Origin of the sequence: Rhodovulum adriaticum, assembly GCF_004345735.1 — a bacterium.
Classification (GTDB): domain Bacteria; phylum Pseudomonadota; class Alphaproteobacteria; order Rhodobacterales; family Rhodobacteraceae; genus Rhodovulum; species Rhodovulum adriaticum.
Map to the genome: position 1 here is coordinate 137,837 of NZ_SLXL01000005.1, position 19,143 is coordinate 156,979.

Annotated in this window: 20 protein-coding genes; 17 read left to right on the plus strand and 3 right to left on the minus strand. The window is 67.1% G+C overall.

Annotated features, from left to right (window positions below; genetic code table 11):
• Positions 1-31: 31 nt before the first annotated feature.
• The gene (locus EV656_RS09590; RefSeq protein WP_132602903.1) at positions 32-238 is read left to right on the plus strand and encodes a hypothetical protein; all 207 of its coding nucleotides are present in this window, start codon (positions 32-34) and stop codon (positions 236-238) included.
• Positions 239-240: 2 nt separating this feature from the next.
• Here EV656_RS09590 and nifA read toward each other — a convergent pair whose 3' ends face one another.
• Positions 241-1,959, minus strand: coding sequence for a nif-specific transcriptional activator NifA (nifA, locus tag EV656_RS09595; protein WP_132602906.1), 1,719 nt, complete (start codon positions 1,957-1,959; stop codon positions 241-243).
• Positions 1,960-2,377: 418 nt separating this feature from the next.
• Here nifA and EV656_RS09600 point away from each other — a divergent pair, with 418 nt between their 5' ends.
• A complete protein-coding gene (locus EV656_RS09600) occupies positions 2,378-4,669 on the plus strand; it encodes a glycosyl hydrolase family 28-related protein (protein WP_132602909.1) in 2,292 nt (763 codons plus the stop codon).
• Positions 4,670-4,715: 46 nt separating this feature from the next.
• On the opposite strand, the gene EV656_RS09605 is transcribed toward EV656_RS09600, so the two are convergent.
• Positions 4,716-5,201 (minus strand): HugZ family pyridoxamine 5'-phosphate oxidase, encoded by a 486-nt coding sequence (locus tag EV656_RS09605; protein ID WP_132602912.1) that lies wholly within the window; start codon positions 5,199-5,201, stop codon positions 4,716-4,718.
• A gap of 105 nt (positions 5,202-5,306) precedes the next feature.
• Between EV656_RS09605 and EV656_RS09610 the strand changes: the two genes are divergently transcribed.
• From EV656_RS09610 to EV656_RS09630, 5 genes are all read left to right on the plus strand, one after another.
• The gene (locus EV656_RS09610) at positions 5,307-5,906 is read left to right on the plus strand and encodes a rhodanese-like domain-containing protein (RefSeq protein ID WP_132602915.1); all 600 of its coding nucleotides are present in this window, start codon (positions 5,307-5,309) and stop codon (positions 5,904-5,906) included.
• Between the two features lie 75 nt (positions 5,907-5,981).
• Positions 5,982-6,623, plus strand: a complete 642-nt coding sequence (gene parA / locus EV656_RS09615) for a ParA family partition ATPase (RefSeq protein WP_132602918.1) — start codon at positions 5,982-5,984, stop codon at positions 6,621-6,623.
• A gap of 89 nt (positions 6,624-6,712) precedes the next feature.
• Positions 6,713-7,120 carry a universal stress protein gene (locus EV656_RS09620; RefSeq protein ID WP_132602921.1) on the plus strand — a complete coding sequence of 136 codons (408 nt, stop codon included), beginning with the start codon at positions 6,713-6,715 and terminating at the stop codon, positions 7,118-7,120.
• 100 nt (positions 7,121-7,220) lie between these two features.
• Entirely contained in the window at positions 7,221-7,541 is a 321-nt protein-coding gene (locus EV656_RS09625) for an antibiotic biosynthesis monooxygenase family protein (RefSeq protein WP_132602924.1), read from the plus strand.
• A gap of 93 nt (positions 7,542-7,634) precedes the next feature.
• Positions 7,635-8,024: a hypothetical protein gene (locus EV656_RS09630; RefSeq protein ID WP_132602927.1), complete on the plus strand. Its 390-nt coding sequence runs from the start codon at positions 7,635-7,637 to the stop codon at positions 8,022-8,024.
• Here EV656_RS09630 and EV656_RS09635 read toward each other — a convergent pair.
• Positions 8,002-8,481 (minus strand): YdcF family protein, encoded by a 480-nt coding sequence (locus EV656_RS09635; RefSeq protein ID WP_132602930.1) that lies wholly within the window; start codon positions 8,479-8,481, stop codon positions 8,002-8,004. The genes EV656_RS09630 and EV656_RS09635 overlap by 23 nt on opposite strands.
• 222 nt (positions 8,482-8,703) lie before the next feature.
• Between EV656_RS09635 and EV656_RS09640 the strand changes: the two genes are divergently transcribed.
• From EV656_RS09640 to EV656_RS09685, 10 genes are all read left to right on the plus strand, one after another.
• The gene (locus EV656_RS09640; protein ID WP_132602933.1) at positions 8,704-8,910 is read left to right on the plus strand and encodes a cold-shock protein; all 207 of its coding nucleotides are present in this window, start codon (positions 8,704-8,706) and stop codon (positions 8,908-8,910) included.
• Positions 8,911-9,041: 131 nt separating this feature from the next.
• Positions 9,042-10,661 carry an FAD-dependent oxidoreductase gene (locus tag EV656_RS09645; RefSeq protein WP_132602936.1) on the plus strand — a complete coding sequence of 540 codons (1,620 nt, stop codon included), beginning with the start codon at positions 9,042-9,044 and terminating at the stop codon, positions 10,659-10,661.
• Between the two features lie 75 nt (positions 10,662-10,736).
• Complete coding sequence (locus EV656_RS09650; protein ID WP_132602939.1) at positions 10,737-11,711, plus strand: DUF808 domain-containing protein; 975 nt, start codon at positions 10,737-10,739, stop codon at positions 11,709-11,711.
• A gap of 93 nt (positions 11,712-11,804) precedes the next feature.
• Complete coding sequence (locus EV656_RS09655) at positions 11,805-13,091, plus strand: NnrS family protein (protein ID WP_132602942.1); 1,287 nt, start codon at positions 11,805-11,807, stop codon at positions 13,089-13,091.
• Between the two features lie 168 nt (positions 13,092-13,259).
• The gene (locus EV656_RS09660; protein WP_132602945.1) at positions 13,260-16,124 is read left to right on the plus strand and encodes a monovalent cation/H+ antiporter subunit A; all 2,865 of its coding nucleotides are present in this window, start codon (positions 13,260-13,262) and stop codon (positions 16,122-16,124) included.
• A 1-nt stretch (position 16,125) separates the two neighbouring features.
• Positions 16,126-16,479 (plus strand): Na+/H+ antiporter subunit C, encoded by a 354-nt coding sequence (locus tag EV656_RS09665; protein ID WP_132602948.1) that lies wholly within the window; start codon positions 16,126-16,128, stop codon positions 16,477-16,479.
• The gene (locus tag EV656_RS09670; protein ID WP_132602951.1) at positions 16,476-17,993 is read left to right on the plus strand and encodes a monovalent cation/H+ antiporter subunit D; all 1,518 of its coding nucleotides are present in this window, start codon (positions 16,476-16,478) and stop codon (positions 17,991-17,993) included. The genes EV656_RS09665 and EV656_RS09670 overlap by 4 nt, the downstream gene beginning before the upstream one ends.
• A 3-nt stretch (positions 17,994-17,996) precedes the next feature.
• Positions 17,997-18,488 carry a Na+/H+ antiporter subunit E gene (locus EV656_RS09675; protein ID WP_132602954.1) on the plus strand — a complete coding sequence of 164 codons (492 nt, stop codon included), beginning with the start codon at positions 17,997-17,999 and terminating at the stop codon, positions 18,486-18,488.
• The gene (locus EV656_RS09680; RefSeq protein WP_132602957.1) at positions 18,485-18,754 is read left to right on the plus strand and encodes a K+/H+ antiporter subunit F; all 270 of its coding nucleotides are present in this window, start codon (positions 18,485-18,487) and stop codon (positions 18,752-18,754) included. The genes EV656_RS09675 and EV656_RS09680 overlap by 4 nt, the downstream gene beginning before the upstream one ends.
• Before the next feature lie 10 nt (positions 18,755-18,764).
• The gene (locus EV656_RS09685) at positions 18,765-19,136 is read left to right on the plus strand and encodes a Na+/H+ antiporter subunit G (protein WP_132602960.1); all 372 of its coding nucleotides are present in this window, start codon (positions 18,765-18,767) and stop codon (positions 19,134-19,136) included.
• The last annotated feature ends 7 nt before the right edge of the window (positions 19,137-19,143 follow it).

The following is a 19,143-nucleotide window of genomic DNA, read 5'->3' on the forward strand; positions in this document are numbered from 1 at the left end:
AATCAGGTAACAAAACCAAGGAGGAGACGCCATGCCCAACATGCACGAAATCCGCATGCCCCGGACCGTGCGCCGCCCGGATACCGGCGGGCCCGCCCTGCGCCGGGGCATGTACCGTTGCCCGCACCAGCAAGTTCAGGACCAGCGGATTCCCGAATGCCCTGCTACCTGGTGCGATGCCCCGTGGTCCTCTGGCCGGACGCTTTGCCCCGCCGTGACGCAGGACGCGCGCGGATAAGCCTAGAATTTGCGGACCTCGATCCCGTGCTTTTTCAGGGCATAGCCGATCTGGCGCGGGGTCAGGCCCAGCAGGCGCGCGGCCTTGGCTTGGACCCAGCCGGCGCGCTCCATCGCGTCCAGCAGGCGCGCCCGGTCATCCTGCGGGGGCACCGCCGGTTCCGCTGGCGGGGCCGACGGTGCCGGCGCCGAACAGACAGGGCTGGGGTGCGGACAGGGGCTGGGCGCAGGGCGCGGATCGCGGCTGCTGTCGATCACCGGCAGGGGCATGCGGGCCGCCAGCCCACCGATGGGCGAATGTTCGCCCGTCTGCATGCGCCACAGATCCGCCGACAGGCAATTGCCCTGGCTACAGGCCAGTTCCTGCGCGTCGATCTCGGCCCCCGAGGACAGGGCCGCGACGCGGCTGATGCAGTTTTCCAACTCGCGCACATTGCCGGGAAACTGGCAGCGCGTCAGCAGGTTCAGCGCCTCGGGCGTCAGCCGCTTGTCCATGCCGTTTTCGGCGTTGAACCGCGTCAGGAAGGTCTGCGCCAGCACCGGCACATCCTCCAGCCGCTCGCGCAGCGGCGGCAACACGATGGGCACCACGCAGATGCGGAAATACAGGTCGGCCCGGAAATCGCCACGGGCGACGGCGGCCTCTAGGTCGCGGTTGGTGGCGGTGACCAGGCGCACGTCCACCTTCAGCGTGCGGGTGCCACCGACCCTTTCATACTCACCCTCTTGCAGGATGCGCAGCAGCTTGGCCTGGAATTCCGGCCCGATCTCGCCGATCTCGTCCAGAAACAGGGTGCCCTTGTCGGCCAGTTCGAAGCGGCCCTTCTTTTGCGAAACGGCCCCTGTGAACGAACCTTTTTCGTGCCCGAACAGTTCCGATTCCAGCAAGCTTTGGCTAAGCGCGGCGCAGTTGACCTTGACGAAGGGTTTGTCCTTGCGATCGGACAGGGCGTGCACGGCGCGGGCGAACAATTCCTTGCCGGTGCCGCTTTCGCCGCGCAGCAGGACGGGGGTGTTGGTCGGCGCCACCTTGCGGATCTGGGCGATCACCGCCTTGATCGCGGGGCTGTCGCCGATGACGCCCTCGATCGGCTGGGGCGGCGCAGGCACCGGGCCGACATCCTTTTCGTTGGCCTTGCGCAGGGCCAGGCGCGCCTCTTCCATCAGGCGTTCGCGGTCGCGGGCGACCAGGCGGCGGAACTTGATCGACTGTTCCAGGATCGAGGCGATCATCGTCATGACGCGCTGCGCCTCGTCCAGCAGTTCCCAACCGCCATCGGTCAGGTCGCGCCAGGCACCCAGAACGCCGATGACATAGGGCGAATGCACCTGTTCGCGGATCGGCACCGCGATAAAGGCGTAACGGTCGTGCGACGCCCCCTTGGGCAGGCCCGCGGGGCCGATATCGGCGGTGACATCGCGCGATACCAGCGTGACCCCGGTGCGAAACACCGTGCGCGTCACCTCGACCGGCAGCGCGCCGGTGGTAGCGGGCAGCGTCGCGGACCCCTTGGTCGTGGCGGCGATCAGGAACGGATTGATCGGCCCCGCCTTGCCGCCGCTGTCATCCAGCAGCGCCAGCGCCCCCGTTTCCAGGCCCATGAACGAGGACAGGACATTCAGCACCGACGGCATGGCCGCGACCGGATCGCTGGCCCCGGTCAGGATCTTGGCGGCTTCGCAAACGGTATCAAGCGGGAAACATTCTGGGCGCATGGGCATGGCTGGCGCACGATACCGGACAAGGCCGATCCCGTGCACGGATCATCTTTCGGGTTACGAGATTACATCCCCATCCTTTTCGAATGGCCCCAGCTTGTCCAGCCCAAGGCCGATTTCCCCCCGGATCGCGACGGCGCACCGCACCCCGAACAGGCAAATGCACAAAGCTTATGCTGCAGCGCAACAAAATCGGCAGTTTTCTTGCAGCTTTCCGCGCGCAGCGCCGAATCTCGCCCCACCGCGCGCTGCGGCCTTAAGCCCCCATTAGCCTTTGTTTGCTAGCACGACGCCCGCCTCGCGCCGCAGGGTGCCGGGCCTTCTCAGGAAAACGGCTGACATTCGAGGACCGCACCGCCCGGACCGGGCGCGCGCGGCCTTTCGTCATGCGCAGCCGGAACGCAGCCGGAAAGGGGTTTCGATGAACAAGGCGATTACCGATGGGCTGGTGCTGATGCCACCGCCCTTTGCCCAGGGGCTGGACATGTGGTCGCGCGAGGACGGCACGCCCGGCAGCCTGACCTATGACGGCGCGGACGACGCGGCGCTGGTGCCCGCCGACCAGGATTTCGCCGACTGCCTGGAACTGCTCAAGACCGAAGAGGTGCAGTGCCTGCGCCACATGGGCCAGACGCCAATCCTGCCCGGCTGCTATCTGCGCGTTACCGCGCGCGTCAAAGCGCTGTCGGGCAACCTGCCCGAGGTGCGGATCGCCGCCTGGGCGGGCGACGGCAACGGGGATCACGTCGCCGATCTGGTCGAAACCGGCCCGGCAACCCCGCTGACCACCTATGGCAAGGTGGAAACCGTCAGCGCCATCATCGGCACCGGCCATCGCGGCGGCGTGGACATGCCATGGGGCCTGGCGCCGGTCTATGCCCATGTCGGGCTGGACCTGACCGGGCAGGACGGCGGCGTGGTGCGCATCGACGATCTGGTGGTGGAGGATGTCACCGCCGCCTTTCTGCGCGACATGATGAACTGGGTGGACGTGCGCGATTACGGCGCCCTGGGCGATGGCGTGACCGATGACAGCGCCGCCTTTGCCGCCGCGGACGCCGCCGCGAACGGGCGCCAGGTGCTGGTGCCCGAGGGCCGCTTCTGGCTGGCCGATCACGTCACCTTTGAGAACCGCGTGCGGTTTCAGGGCACGGTCAGCATGCCCGCGGACAAGCGGCTGACCCTGACCAAGAATTATGACCTGCCGACCTATATCACCGCCTTCGGCGATGAGCTGGAGGCGTTCCGCCGGGCGGTTGCGGTGCTGTTCAACTACTCCGACCACGAAAGCCTGGACATGGGCGGCCGCCGGATCGAACTGACCGAGCCGATCGACATGCAGGCCGCCGTCGCGAACAAGGATTTCTACGCGATCCGCCGGGTGATCCGACGCGGACAGTTCTACGCCAAACCCTCTTCTGCCTGGGACAGCGTGCAGGTCACGTCGCAGGCGACCTATTCGACCGCCTCCCCGACCAAGCTGACCAATGTCGCCAATATCGCCAGCATTCCGGTCGGATCGCTGGTGCAGGGGCTGGGCGTGGGGCGCGAGGTCTATGTCCGCGAGGTGAACCCGGGCGCGGCGACCCTGACCCTCAGCCAGCCGCTGTTCGATGCCGCGGGCACACAGACCTACACCTTTACGCGGTTCAAATACATCCTTGATTTCAGCGGCTTCTCGGCACTGGACAAGTTCGTTCTGGACGATATCGAGTTCCAGTGCGACGGCGAGGCCAGCGCGATCCTGCTGCCGCCCGCGGGGCAGATCTTTCACTTGCGGGACTGCTTCATCACCAAGCCCAGGGATCGCGGGATCACCTCGCACGGCAAGGGGTGCTATGGCATGCTGATCGACCGCTGCCAGTTCATTTCGAACGAACAGCCGATGCGCGCGCAGGACCGGACGACCATCGCCGTCAACATCAACGACAACGACGCCAAGATCCGCGACAACCGCGTGGTGCGCTTTGCCCATTTCCTGGTGATGCACGGGTCGGGCCACGTCATCGCCAACAACCACTGGTTTCAGGGCGATACCGAAACCGACGGCACCCGCGTTGCCGGGATCGTGCTGACCCAGCCCAACGTCAAGACGACGATCACCGGCAACTATATCGACAACAGCTTCATCGAGTGGACGAACGAACACGACGCCGCGCCGGATTTCTCGTCGGAATATACCTTTGGCGGGCTGACCGTGACGGGCAACATCTTTACCGTGAACGATGTGGCGCCGTGGTTCCACTGGTTCGTGTTCAAACCGCACGGGCCGGGCCATTTCATCCAGGGTCTGAACCTGTCGGGCAACGTGTTCCGGGCGATCAACGGCAAGATCGACCGGGTCGATCACGTCGACACCACCCATGCGGAGTTGGACATGACCCTGGCGCGCAACATCACCGTTCAGGGCAATGCCTTCAACGGGGTCGCACAAGTGATCGCCAACCCGGTGACGCTGGAATTCGACATCGCCTCGGCGCAGACGACATGGACGCTGGAATTCGGCGACATCCTGCCCTTTGGCGGGCGGGTGCGCACCGTGACATCCGTTCTGGCGGAAAACGCGATCCGCGGCGACACGGGCAGCCCGGTTTCGGGCATGCCCTATGCCAAGCCGCAGCAGGGCAGCGACGGGCGGTCCGTCGCGCTGGTCTGGCCCGAGGCGTGCAAGGGCCGCGTGCAGGTCACGGCGCGGATGGACAACCCCGTCTGACAGGGCAACGATACGGTGGAGGGGCCGCGCCGGGCGCGGCCCCTTTTCATGGCTGGCCCAGATCCGCCGCCGTCAGCCGCCAGGCCCGCCCGAACCCGCCGTTCAGGTGGCCCGCCTCTGGCATCAGCCGCACCAGGTGAAAATCGGCGAAATCGATGTAAAGCTGCGCCTTTGGCTGTTGTGCCAGGTAATGGTCGCGCAGCGCGGCGTACTCTGCCCCATCCCGCGCCACGAACGCGGCCCGCGCCTGCAGGGTCAGGCGGGGATGGGTCAGCGGATCGCCCTTTTCCCCCGGCTCCCCCACCAGGACCGAGCAGCGCGGGTCCGCCCGCAGCGCCGCCGTATGCGGGGCAAGGTCGGACACCAGCGTCAGCGGCACGCCGTCCGGCCCCCGAACCAGCGCGATCCGGGTAACGAAGGGCGCGCCCTGCGCCAACCCCCCCAGCGCGGCAAAGCGTGCATCGCGGATCAGGTCACGGGCCAGGGTGCGCGCGGTCTCGTCCGCGGGCAGGAACGGGTCGTTGGCGGGCATCTCTCCTCCTTGTTTTGGGCATGATGGGCCACCCGGCCCGCTTTGCCCAGCCTTGCGCGCCGCGCCGGGCTGCGCTTTGCTGATCGCGGGAAAAGGGAGACAGACATGAAACGAACGATTGCAGCGGTTGCGCTGGCCCTTGCGGCAGCCACCCCCCTGTGGGCCGAGGATGGCGTCGGCATCCGCCCAGACCGGATGAGCGTGACCGTCCAGACCCCCGGCGGCAGCGCCGAGATTTCGCGCATCCAGGACACCGAACATGAACTCAGCGGCGAATGGGCGCGCACATCGCGCCCCTGCCCGCCCTTCTGCATCCAACCGATGATCCCCGCCGAGGGCGTGGACACCATCGGCGAGATCGAGTTGCTGGAGATGCTGGAAAATCCCGACGTGATCGTGATCGACAGCCGCACGCAATCCTGGTTCGAAAGCGGATCGATCCCCGGCGCGGTGAACATGCCCTATACCGAAACGGTCGATCGGTTGGCCGAGCTGGGCTGCGCGCTGGATTTCGACGGTTGGGCCTGCGAGGACGCACGCGAGGTGGCGCTGTTCTGCAACGGGCCGTGGTGCGGCCAGTCGCCCACCGCGATCCGCCGCATGATCGAGGCGGGCTATCCGGCCGAACGCATCCACTATTACCGCGGCGGCATGCAGGTGTGGCGCCTGCTGGGGCTGAGCGTGACCGACGCCACAGGCGATTGAGCGCGGCGCATCGCGGGGGCTGGGCAAACACCCAGGCGGCGCATATGCTGCGATGCAGCACAAACAGGGGCATCCATGGCCGGGACGATCATAACCATCGCGCAGCAAAAGGGCGGGTCGGGCAAGACGACGCTGGCCGCCAACCTGGCCGTGGCCTTTGCCCGGCAGGGGCTGAGCGTCGCGCTGCTGGACACCGACCCCCAGGGCAGCCTGGGCCGCTGGTTCATGACCCGCCACGAGGCCCGCACCGATGGCCCGGGGATGGAGTTTTCCACTGCCTCGGCCTGGGGCGTGGGGTATGAGACCGAGAAACTGGCCCGCGCCCACGACATCGTGCTGATCGACACCCCGCCCAAGGCCGACAGCGACCTGCGCCCGGCGCTGCGGGCCGCCGCACTGGTGCTGGTGCCCGTCGCCGCCAGCCATGTGGATCTGTGGGCGACCGAGGGCGTGCTGGACCTGGCCCGGCGCGAGGACCGGCAGGTGCTGGTCGTCTTGAACCGGATGCGCGCAGGCACCCGGCTGGCCACCGAAATCGGCGAAACCGCCGCCGGGCTGGGCAGCGATCTGGCCGCGGCCCAACTGGCCAACCGCGTCGCCTATGCCGAGGCCTTGGGACAGGGGCGCGGCGTGCACGAACTGCCCCGCCATGGCCCCGCCAGCACCGAGATCGACGCGCTGGCCGCCGAGGTGCTGAACACCGTCAGGCGCGACTGAGCGCATTCCGAAACCGGCGCCGCGAATGCTCTGCCTCATTGCCGGGACCGCGGCCGCGTGCCATTCTGAGCCCCAGAGGGAGGCAAACCATGTACAAGAATATCCTCGTCCCCGTCGCTGCCGATCACGACCCCCACCTGCCCGAGGTGCTGGCCATCGCGCGCCGCCTGCGGGCCGAGGGCGGCACGATCACCGCCCTGACGGTCGCCGAATCGGCACCGCCTTACGTCGCGCAATACCTGCCCGAGGATCAGGACGCCCGCACGCGGACCACGATCCACGAAGAGCTTGCCGCCGACCTGGCCGCTGAATCGGACATAGAGATCAAGGTGGTGTCCGGCCACGCGGCCAATACCATCGTCGATTACGCCGCGCGCAAGGACGTGGATTGCATTGTGCTGCATTCCCACCGGCCCGGCCTGCAGGACTATTTCCTGGGCTCCACCGCCTCGCGGGTGGTGCGCCACGCGCCCTGCGCTGTGCATATCCTGCGCTAGCCCGGCCCGACTGCCCGATTGCGGGGCCGGGGCGCGGCCCGCCATCGCGACAGTTCAGTTCCCGCGCCCCCCGCAGGCAGCAACCCACGGAGACAGACCCATGCCCACCATTTCCCGCGATGCCGAGCTTCAGACCGTCATCACCACTTTCGACGTGACCCCGGGCACCTGCCAGGACCTGCTGGACGAGCTGGACGACGCCTATACGAATTTCATCTCCAAGCAGCCCGGCTTTATCGGGGCGGGCCTGCATGTGAACGACGCGCAGACCCGCATCGCCAACTACTCGCAATGGCAGCGGCGCGAGGATTTCCAGGCAATGCTGCGGTCCGAAGAGATGCGCGCGCGCAACCGCCGGATTTCCGCCCTGTGCAAAAGCTTTGAACCCGTGATGTACGACGTTTTCGGCAGCTTCGACTGAGGCGCCACCGCTTGTTGACGGATATCAAGGTGCGCGGCGGCGCCGGGTGCAATCATGGTGGTGGAACGTGCCTGCAACGGGAGGGCCCCACCCATGAAGACACTCATTCGCGCCGCCGCGGCGGCACTGGCCGTGTTCGCCGCCGTGCCCGCGGCCGCAGATGACCTGCTGGACCAGTATGTCGCCTATATCGGCGGGCACGACCTGTACAATTCCAAGGGCGTACGCCTGTGGGAACCCTATCAGATCCTGCGCCAGGACCGGGCGAACTTTCACCGCTTCGGCCGGCGCGACCCGATGGATCAGGGCGACCGCTTCTTCGCCGACATGAACAACCGCGCGGCGATGGAACGCATGCTGATGCAGGGGAACATGCCCGCGCCGGCGGCCAATGCCATCGTCAATGGCGGGGCGACCGTGGTGGTCAAGGTCTGGGGCTGGGGCAACCAGGGCCGCTATGTCACGGTCGATGTCTACCGCTAAGGCCCAGCAGCGTCGCCAGATAGGCGGCGGCCTCGCGCAGGATCATCCTTAGCCGCCGGTGCGGGCGGCTGCGCGCCGGATCGCGCGGTGGCACGGAGGCAGTGGCCCGCAGCCCCACCCGCCGGGCCAACAGCCGCGCGCGGGGCATGTGATAGTCATCGGTGACCAGGATCACCTCGTCCACGCCGCGGGCCTGCAACAGTGGCAGGGCGTGGCGGATATTCTCGACAGTGCGGCGCGCGGCAGGTTCCTCGACGATCCGTTCGGCCGGCACGCCGGCGCCACGGCACAGCGCGGCGATGGCCGCGGCCTCGCCGCCCGCGCCGCTGGCCACGATCAGCGCACCGGGCCGGGCCTGCCACAACGCCGCCCCGTGACGGGCCCGCCGGACCAGCGCCGGGCCGGGCGTGCCGTCGGGCCGCATCGCCGCCCCAAGGATCAGGATCGCCTGCGCCATGGCGCCAGACTGGGCCGCGCCCGGGCATCGGTCAACCGCGCCACCGCCCAGACGTTCTGCGAATTTTCTTGCATTGCGACGGTTTATGGCGCATGCATTTCTTGCGACGTTACGACTTTCGACCACTGTCTACCTTCACCGGCTGTCAGTTTCCTCGATCGACCACTGACTGCGCCGGGCCGCTGCACCAACGCGAGCGGCATATTGTAAGGAGACAGACGGATGGCCACTGGCACCGTGAAATGGTTCAACGAAACCAAAGGTTATGGCTTCATCGCGCCCGATGGTAGCAGCAAGGACGTGTTCGTGCACATCACCGCACTGGAACGCGCCGGCCTGCGCACCCTGGCCGACAACCAGAAGGTGACCTTCGACATCGAATCCGGCCGTGATGGCCGCGAGGCCGCGACGAACATCGCGCTGGCCTGATTCCGGTCACACCCGGTTTTGAGGGCGCCCCGACGGGCGCCCTTTTTCGTTCTTGTCTGCGGGGCGGCGATGCGCGCACTGGTCCTGTGCTGCCGATCCGCTATGCTGCGACGCAGCAGCGGAGAAAACCCTTGAGCAAACGCATCGTCATCCTTGGCGGCGGCTTCGGCGGCATGTATGCCGCCCGCGCCCTGCGCCGCAAGCTGGGCCGCAAGGCCCATATCGAGCTGATCAACGCGGAAAACTACTTCGTTTTCCAGCCGCTCCTGCCCGAGGTCGGCGCAGGGTCGATCACCCCCGCACACGCGGTTTCGCCGCTGCGGGTGCTGCTCAAGGGCGTGCATGTCCGCAAGGCGGTGATCGACAACGTCGATATCGAGCGTCGAATCGTCACCGTGTTCCAGGGCATCCAGCGCCGCCCGACCCAGGTGCCCTATGACCACCTGGTCGTGGCCCTGGGCCAGGGCGTGGACCTGTCGCGCATGCCGGGGCTGGACGAACACGCCCTGCGCATGAAAACGCTGGAGGACGCCCGCCGCCTGCGGGGCCATGTCATCGAACAACTGGAACACGCCCAGGTCAGCCAGGTGCCGGAAACCAAGCGCGGCGCGCTGACCTTCACGGTGGTCGGCGGCGGCTTTTCCGGCGTGGAAACCGTGGGCGAGCTGAAGGAACTGATCGACCGCTCGCTGCCCTATTACCCCAATATCGATCCCTCAGAGGTTCGGGTGATCCTGGTCGAATATGCCGGGCGCATCCTGGGCGAGATGCCCGAACGGCTGGGCGATTACGCCGCCGAGCACCTGCAAAAACACGGCATCACGCTGAAGCTGAACACCGGCGTTGCCAGCGCCACCGGCACGCAGCTTGTCACCACGACGGGCGAGGTGATCGACACCCGCACCATCGTCGCCACGATCGGCAACGCGCCGCTGCCGGTCGTGCGCGACATGGATCTGCCCCATGCGCATGGGCGGCTGAAGGTGGACCGCACCCTGCGCGCCGAGGGGCGCGCGGATGTCTGGGCGCTTGGCGATTGTGCGCTGATCCCGCTGAAGGACGACGCCAGCGAACGCACCGATTTCGCGCCGCCCACCGCACAATTCGCCGTGCGCGAGGCCAAGCAGATCGCCAACAGCATCGCCGCCACGCTGAAGGGCAAGGCCCCGCGCCCGTTTGCCTATACCTCGCGCGGGGCGTTGGCCTCTCTGGGGGCCAAGCGTGGCGTGGCGGAAATCTTCGGCTACCAGTTCACCGGCTTCATTGCCTGGGTGCTGTGGCGCTCCTATTACTTGGCGCTGCTGCCCGGTATCGCGACCCGTATTCAGGTGATGTTCAACTGGCTGCTGGACATTCTGGGGGCGCGCAACCTGGTGCAACTGCGCACCCACGCCCAGCCGCAACTGCGCTATATCCACTACCGCTCTGGCGACAAGGTTTATGAGGCCGGACACCGATCTGACGGGTTCTACTCGGTCATTTCGGGGACGGTGGAAATGGTGCGCGAGGATCCCGAAACCGGCGAGGTCAGCCGCCGCATCATCGGCCCCGGCGGGCATTTCGGCGAACGGCTGATCCTGGGGGCCAGCCGGCGCCAGACCAGCGTGCACGCGCTGGAGGATACCCGCGTGCTGGTCGTCGACCGCGAGGCGTTCCTGATGCTGGCCGAGGGCTTCCCCGCCTTCCGCGAGTATTTCCGCCCCTACATGGAAAAACGCGGGGTCGACTGGCCCCCCTCGTCGCAGAACTAAGGCCCTGCAAGGGGCTGCACCGGCGCGGCTTTTCGGGCAGGATGCGGCACGAGCAGAAAACCAGGACAGCGCGTCATGAGTTCCGGACTTCTTGCCCTTCTCGACGATGTCACCCTGATCGCCAGGGCGGCGGCGGCCTCGCTGGACGATGCCAGCGCGCAGGCGTTCAAGGCAGGGACGAAATCCGCCGGGGTGGTGATCGACGACACCGCCGTCACGCCCAGCTATGTCACTGGGCTGGCGGCGCAACGGGAATTGCCGATCGTCGCCCGCATCGCGCGCGGCTCGCTTATCAACAAGCTGGTGATCCTGCTGCCCGGCGCGCTGGCGCTGTCGGTGCTGGCGCCCTGGGCGGTGCAGCCGATCCTGATGCTGGGCGGGCTGTTCCTGTGTTTCGAAGGCGCCGAAAAGGTGCACCACTGGATCGCCCCCGCCGCCCACCACAAAACCGAAACCGATATCTCGGTCGCCCCCCAGACGCCCGAGGCGATGGAACGGTTCGAGGATCGCAAGGTGCGCTCGGCGGTCAAGACGGACCTGATCCTGTCGGCGGAAATCATGGCGATCACCCTGTCCGCGCTACCCGCGACCTCGCCCATCCATACCAAGGCGATCGCGCTGGCGCTGGTGGGGTTGTTCATCACGCTGCTGGTCTATGGCGCCGTCGCGCTGATCGTGAAGGCCGACGATGCCGGGGTGGCGATGGCGCGGTCGGGGTCGCGGATCATCGCGGCGGCCGGGCGCGGGCTGGTGCGCATCATGCCCGGCGTTCTGACGGTGCTGGCCACGGTGGGCACGCTGGCGATGCTTTGGGTGGGCGGCGGCATCGTGCTGCACAGCCTTGAGGTGTTCGGCCTGGCCGCGCCCGCGCATCTGCTGCACGACATCGCCGCCGCGGCGGGCCATGCGATACCCACGGTCGGCGGCGCCATCGAATGGCTGCTGACGGCGCTTGGCTCTGGCCTGTTCGGGCTGGGGCTGGGGGCGTTGCTGGTGCCGGTGGTGGACAAGGCGGTGATGCCGCTGGTCGGGCTGATCCGGCGCGACTGACCCCCCGGCGCGCATCGGTCGCAGCAACCACACTTGCCCGCGCGGGGCGCCTCGCCTATTCCGACAAAAGAAATCAGGAATGGCGGGGCGAACATGCACCAGCAGGGGCAACAGCGGGCAAGCGGCACCGGCCAGCAGCACGCCACCGCCCTGCCCCATGACATCCTGTTGTCGCCACATCGCATTTTCTTCGTTCTGGCGGGGCTTTGGGCCGTGTTGGCGCTGGCCTGGTTCCAGTGGGGGTACGCCGTTGGCCTGCCCTGCCCCAGCCTGGGCACCCCCACCCTGTGGCACGCGCATGAGATGACCGTCGGATTCGGCGGCGCCTGCATGGCGGCGTTCTTCCTGACGGCGCTGCCCAACTGGACCGGCGGGCAGCGCCCGACCGGCGCGGCGCTGGCCGGGCTGGCGGTGCTGTGGCTGGCCGCACGCGCGGTGCTGATCGGCGCAGAGGGCCTGCCGCTATGGCTGGTGCTGGGGCCGGGCCTTGCCTTTTACACCGGGTTTACGGCGATCTTTGCCCGTGCGGTGCGGGGACGGTGGGACCGGGCCTTTCTGCCGCTGGCGATCGCGTTCCTGGGGCTGGCCGATGCGGCCTTTGTCGCGTCCTCTCTGGGCGCACTGGCCTGGCCCGATCCGGCGGCGGCAACACGGGTGCTGGTGCTGTTCTTTACCATCAAGGTGTCGGTCATCGCGGGCGGCATGACCCCGGCCTTTACCGCCAACCACCTGCGCCAGTCCGACAATGCCCGCGCGCCCCGCCTGCGCCCCTGGGCCGACCGGCTGGGCCTGGCCCTGCTGCTGGCCGCGCTGGTCGCCACGCTGGCGGGATGGGCGCAGGCCAGCGCCGCCCTGCTGATCGCCGCGGGTCTGGCACAGCTTGCCCGGATGGTGGGGTGGCGGTCATGGGCGGTGCGCGGCTATGCCCCCGCCGCGATGCTGCACCTGGCCTTTGCCTGGCTGCCGCTGGGGCTGGTGCTGACGGGGGCGGCGACCCTGGTTCCCCTGCCCTGGCGCGCGGCGGACACGATCCACGTGATGATGATGGGGGCGATGGCAGGGCTGGCGCTGTCTATTGCCAGCCGCGCGGCCGCCCGGCGCGCGGGCACGGTGCTGCACCTGGGGCCTGTCCTGCTGCTGGCCTATGGCGCGATCTGGGCGGCGGTGCTGGCGCGGATGGCCGCGCCCGTCTGGCTGGGCGCCTATACGGGACTGCTGAGCCTGGCCGCCGGGCTGTGGTGCATCGGCTGGGCGGCCTTTGTGCTGGGCTATGGCCCGGCGCTGCGCGGCCCCGTGCCCCGGCCCGTTTTCAACGCCGGTCCCGCCGGGCATGGGCACGGCCCCGGGCGCGCAATGGGCGGGGCGGCCCCCTGGAGCTGAGCCCCGGCTGACGGAAAATTTATCCCGCGCCCTGCCCGACACGCCGGAAAAGGCGCCATTTCAGGGGACTTTTACGCGCGAAATACCAATATCTGGTCTGCCTGCGTTTTCCACAGGCCCAAATCCGGATAAGCATTCGATTCGAAAAGAGCGGTAACAGGGACGACCATGGGCCAGAGCCTTCTTCCGATCATAGCCCTCCTGCCCTTCCTCGGCGCACTGGTGCCCGGCCTGATGATCCGCGCCGGGCGCACCGCCTGCGCCAGCTTTACTGCGGTGCCCACGATCCTGGCGCTGGTAATGCTGGGCATCCTGGCCCCGCAGGTCATGCAGGGCGAGGTGATCCAGGCCGAAATCGAATGGCTGCCGCAGCTGGGGCTATCGGTCAGCTTTTTCCTGGACGGGCTGGGGCTGATGTTCGCGGGCATGATCTTGGGCATGGGCCTGCTGATCACGCTATACGCCCGCTATTACCTGTCGGGGGACGACCCGATGGGCGAATTCTATACCTATCTGCTGTTGTTTCAGGGCGCGATGCTGGGCATCGTGATTTCCGACAACATCCTGCTTTTGCTGATTTTCTGGGAACTGACCAGCCTGACCTCTTTCCTGCTGATCGGCTATTGGAAGCATCTGCCAGAGGGTCGGCAAGGCGCGCGCATGGCGCTGGCAGTGACCGGCGCGGGCGGGCTGGCGATGATCGGGGGGATGCTGATCCTGGGCGACATCGCGGGCAGCTATAACCTGACCGACATCCTGCAACAGGGCGAGGCGATCCGCGCCTCGGACTGGTACATTCCCGCGCTGGTCCTGATCCTGATCGGGGCCTTTGCCAAATCGGCGCAGTTCCCGTTCCACTTCTGGCTGCCACACGCGATGGCCGCACCGACGCCGGTGTCGGCCTATCTGCACTCAGCCACGATGGTAAAGGCGGGCGTCTTCCTGATGGCGCGGATGTGGCCCGTGCTGGCCGGAACCGATGCGTGGTTCTACATCGTCGCCACCACCGGCCTGATTACCATGGTGCTGGGGGCCACGATCGCGCTGTTCAAGGACGACCTGAAGGCGCTGCTGGCCTATTCCACGGTCAGCCATCTGGGCCTGCTGACCATGCTGCTGGGGTTCGGAACCAAGCTGGCGGCCGTGGTGGCGGTGTTCCACGTCCTGAACCACCTGACATTCAAGGCCGCGCTGTTCATGACCGCCGGTATCGTCGATCACGAGGCGCACACACGCGACATCAAGCGGCTGGGCGGGTTGGCGCGGCTGATGCCGGTCACCGCCGCCCTGGGCATCGTCACGGCGCTGTCGATGGCGGGTATTCCGCTGTTCAACGGCTTCCTGTCCAAGGAAATGATGCTGGAAGAGGCCGCGCATACGGTCTGGGCGGGCAGCCCCTATGCCGTGCCGGTGCTGGCCACGGTGGGCGCGCTGCTGTCGGTGGCCTATTCCTTCCGGTTCATCGCGCATGTCTTCTTGGGGCCGGTGCGCGACGATTATCCGTCGAAACCGCACGACCCGCCCTTTGGCATGTGGGCCGCGCCCGCACTGCTGGCGACGCTGGTGGTTCTGATCGGCATCTTCCCGGCCCTGATCGCGGGGCCGCTGGTGGCCGTTGCAGGCGGCGCGGTGATCGGCGGCGACCTGCCCTATTACTCGCTCAAGATCTGGCACGGGTTCACGCCCGCGCTGTTCATGTCGATCATCGCGGTGGCGGGCGGCCTGGTGCTGCTGGCGCTGCACCGCCCGCTGGATCGGCTGTGGATCGCCGCGCCGCGCCCCGAGGCCAAGGTCATCTTTGACGGGCTGGTGAACGGGCTGACCGCCCTGTCGGACCGCATCACCAAGGCGCTGCATAACGGGGCGATCAGCCGTTACCTGGCCATCTTCGTGACCGCGACCCTGGCCATGGGCTATATTGCCTGGACGGGCGGCGGCCTGCCCGCCCCCACGCGCCCGCTGCTGCCGGTGCCGATCGTGGTGGCGGTCGGCTGGGTGCTGCTGGCTGTGGCGACCTTTGCCGTGGTCAAGATGCATCGCCAGCGCTTTCAGGCGCTGGTGATGATCGGGATCATCGGGCTGATGGTCTCGGTCGGCTTCGTCTACCTGTCGGCCCCCGACCTGGCGCTAACCCAGATCTCGGTCGAGACGGTGACGATCATGCTGCTGCTGCTGGCGTTGCATTTCCTGCCCAAGGAAACCCCCTGCGAAAGCAGTGTCGCCCGACGCGCGCGCGATGGCGCCATCGCCGTGGGCGCAGGGGTGGGCGTGGCCGCGCTGGCCTATGCCTTCCTGCTGCGCGATGTCAGCGTGATTTCGGATTTCCACCTGGCCAATTCCTATACCGGCGGCGGCGGGACGAACGTGGTGAACGTGATCCTGGTCGATTTCCGCGGCTACGACACCTATGGCGAGATCATCGTGCTGGGCATCGCGGGCCTGACCATATTCGCCCTGATGGAGGCGCTGCTGAACGGCCCGGCCGCCCGGCGGCTGCGCAACGCCGATTATGGCCGCGACCGGTCGCGCGACCGGCACCCGCTGCTGATGGTGGTGGCCACCCGCGCGATGATGCCGATCGCGGTGATGGTGGGCATCTACATCTTTCTGCGCGGGCACAACCAGCCTGGCGGCGGCTTTATCGCGGGGCTGGTCATCTCCATCGCGCTGTTGATGCAATACATGGCCTCGGGTTTTGCCTGGGCGCAGGATCGCCAGAAGATCGAGTATCACACCATGATCGGCTGGGGCGCGGTGGTCGCGGGGCTGACGGGCGCGGGGGCGTGGCTGTTCGGCAAACCGTTCCTGACCAGCGCCTATGGCTATATCGACCTGCCCCTGATCGAGAAGTTCGGCCTTGGCTCTGCCTTCCTGTTCGACCTGGGCGTGTTCCTGACGGTGCTGGGCGCGGTGATGCTGATGCTTTACAGCCTGTCGCGGATCGCGCGTTTCGCCGGGGAAACCGTGAATGTCGAGCCGATGGACTATGACCCCTCGCAACGGGTCGAGGCCGCCCAGACGGAGGGATCGTGACATGGAACTGGTGATCGCAAGTGCGGTGGGCATCATGACAGCGGGCGGCGTCTACCTGGTGCTGCGGCTGCGGGCCTTTCCGGTGATCCTGGGGCTGGCGCTGCTGTCCTATGCGGTGAACGTGTTCCTGTTCGCCTCTGGCCGACTGGCGGTGAACGCCCCGCCGATCCTGTCGAAATACGCCGACGTGCCCTACACCGACCCGCTGCCGCAGGCGCTGGTGCTGACGGCGATCGTGATTTCCTTCGGGATGACGGCGGTTCTGGTGATGATCGCGCTCGGCGCGTTCCTTGAGGCCGGGCATGACCGGATCGACATGGACGAAGAGGCGGAAAACGGGGACGCCAAGGCATGAACCACTGGATTATCGCCCCCGTCATCCTGCCCGCCCTGCTGGCACCGGTGATCGCCTTTGTCATGCGCCACGACATCACGCTGGCGCGCGCGGCGTCCTTCGCGGGCAACGCGGCGCTGGCCGCCATCGCCGTGGGGCTGACCGTACTGGCCGCGGGCGGGGAAACCCACGTCTACCGGCTGGGCGACTGGCCCGCGCCATTTGGCATCGTGCTGGTGCTGGATCGGCTGTCGGCGATCCTTGTGCTGCTGACCGCGGTGCTGGGGCTGCTGGTGCTGACCCATGCGGCGGCCAGCGGCTGGGACAGGCGCGGCCGTCATTTCCACGCGCTGTTCCAGTTCCAGCTGATGGGCATCTGCGGCGCGTTTCTGACCGGCGACGCCTTCAACCTGTTCGTGTTCTTCGAGGTGCTGCTGATCGCGTCCTACGGGCTGATGATCCATGGCGGCGGACGCGTGCGGTTGCAGGCGGGGCTGCAATACGTGGTGATGAACCTGGCGGGATCCACCCTGTTCCTGTTCGCGCTCGGCACGCTTTACGCCACCACGGGCACGCTGAACATCGCCGATCTGGCGGTGCGGGTGCGCGAAATCCCGGTAGAGGATGCGGCCCTGGTCCGCGTGGCGGCGATGCTGCTGATGATCGTCTTTGCGATCAAGGCGGCGCTGTTCCCGATCCAGTTCTGGCTGCCGGGCACCTATGCCAATGCGCCCGCCCCGGTGGCCGCCCTGTTCGCCGTGATGACCAAGGTCGGCGCCTACGCGATTATCCGCATTCACACCATCGTCTTTGGCCCCGACATCGCCGCCACGGCCGGGCTGCCCGGCACATGGCTGTTCCCGGCGGCCGCGATCACCATGGCAGTGGGGGCGGTTGGCGTGATGGGGGCGCGGCGGCTGATGCCGATGCTGGCCTTTTCCATCGTGGGGTCCATGGGCACGCTGATGCTGGCGGTCGCGGTCTTTACCCCGCAGGCGACGACGGCGGCGCTGTACTACCTGCTGCATTCCACATTTGCCGGGGCCGCGCTGTTCCTGCTGGCCGACCTGGTGGTGACGCGGCGCGGCAACGACGCGCTGACCCCGCAGCCCGCGACCGCGCAGACCGGACTGTATGCCGCGATCTTCTTTGCCGCGGCGATCGGCATGGCGGGCATGCCACCGCTGAGCGGGTTCCTGGGCAAGCTGCTGGTGCTGGACGCCCTGCGCGCGCCGGAACATCTGGTGATCGGCTGGTCGGTGATCCTGGTGGGGTCACTGCTGACCATCGTCGGGCTGGCCCGCGCGGGCAGCGTGCTGTTCTGGAAACCCACCGCCATCGCCCCGCCAGACGACAGCGCCCCCGCCGCGCCCGCCGGCCCGCTGGAGATTGCCCCGGCCATGGCCGCGGTTGGCCTGATGGCGCTGCTGGCCGCGTTTGCCGGGCCGGTGACAGGGTTCCTGGATGCGACCTCGGCCCAGCTTTTCGACCGCGAGGGCTATATCGCCGCCGTGCTGACGGACCCGGAGGGCTGAGCCATGCTGAACCGCCTGTTTCCCCATCCACTGATGACCTTCACGCTGACCGCGGTCTGGCTGGGCCTGGTCAACAAGGTCACGCCGGGCAACCTGCTGCTGGGGGTGATCCTGGGGATCATCGTACCGATCGTGACCTCGGTCTACTGGCCCAACCGCCCGCGCCTGCGCCGCCCCCTGATGGTGGCCGAATACGGGCTGGTCGTGCTGTGGGACATCATCGTGGCGAATATCCAGGTGGCCGCGATCATCCTGTTCAAACGCAATGCCGACATCCATTCCCGTTGGATCAACGTGCCGCTTGATCTGACCTCGCCCGAGGCGATCACGGCACTGGCCGGCACGATCACCATGACGCCGGGCACCGTATCCACCATGCTGGCCAGCGACGGGCGGTCGATCCTGGTGCATTGCCTGCATACGGACGATCCCGACGGGGTCCGCGACGACATCAAGACCCGCTACGAGGCGCGACTGAAGGAGATCTTCCAATGATCGAGGCGGCGCTGTTCTTTGCCTTTGGCTGTTACGGGCTGGGGCTGCTGTTCAACCTTTGGCGTATTGTGCGCGGCCCGGATGTCGCCGACCGCATCCTTGCGCTGGACACCATGGTCATCAACCTGATCGCGATCCTGATCCTTTACGGCATCCTCCACGGCACCGCGATCTATTACGAGGCCTCCATGCTGGTCGCCATGGTCGGCTTTGTTTCGACCGTCGCCTATTGCCGCTTCGTGCTGCGCGGCGACATCATCGAGTGAGGAACGCGCCATGGACCTGATCGTGGAAATCCTGATCGCCTTCTTCCTGGTCGTCTCGGGCGTGTTCGGGCTGGTGGGCTCGTTCGGGATGATAAAGTTGCGCGACACGCTGCAACGGCTGCACGCGCCGACCAAGGCAACCACCCTGGGCGTGGGCGGCGTGCTGATCGCCTCGATGCTGTATTTCCTGGTGATAAAGGGCAGCTTTTCGTTCCACGAGTTGCTGATTACCCTGTTCCTGTTCCTGACCGCGCCGATCACCGCGAATTTCATCGCCAAGACCTTCATGCAGGCGCATACGCGGGATGAGGATCTGCCGCCGACCGGGCGGGAATATGGCTGGTCGCTTTATGACGATCCGCCCAACCAGACCGACTACTAGCCAACGC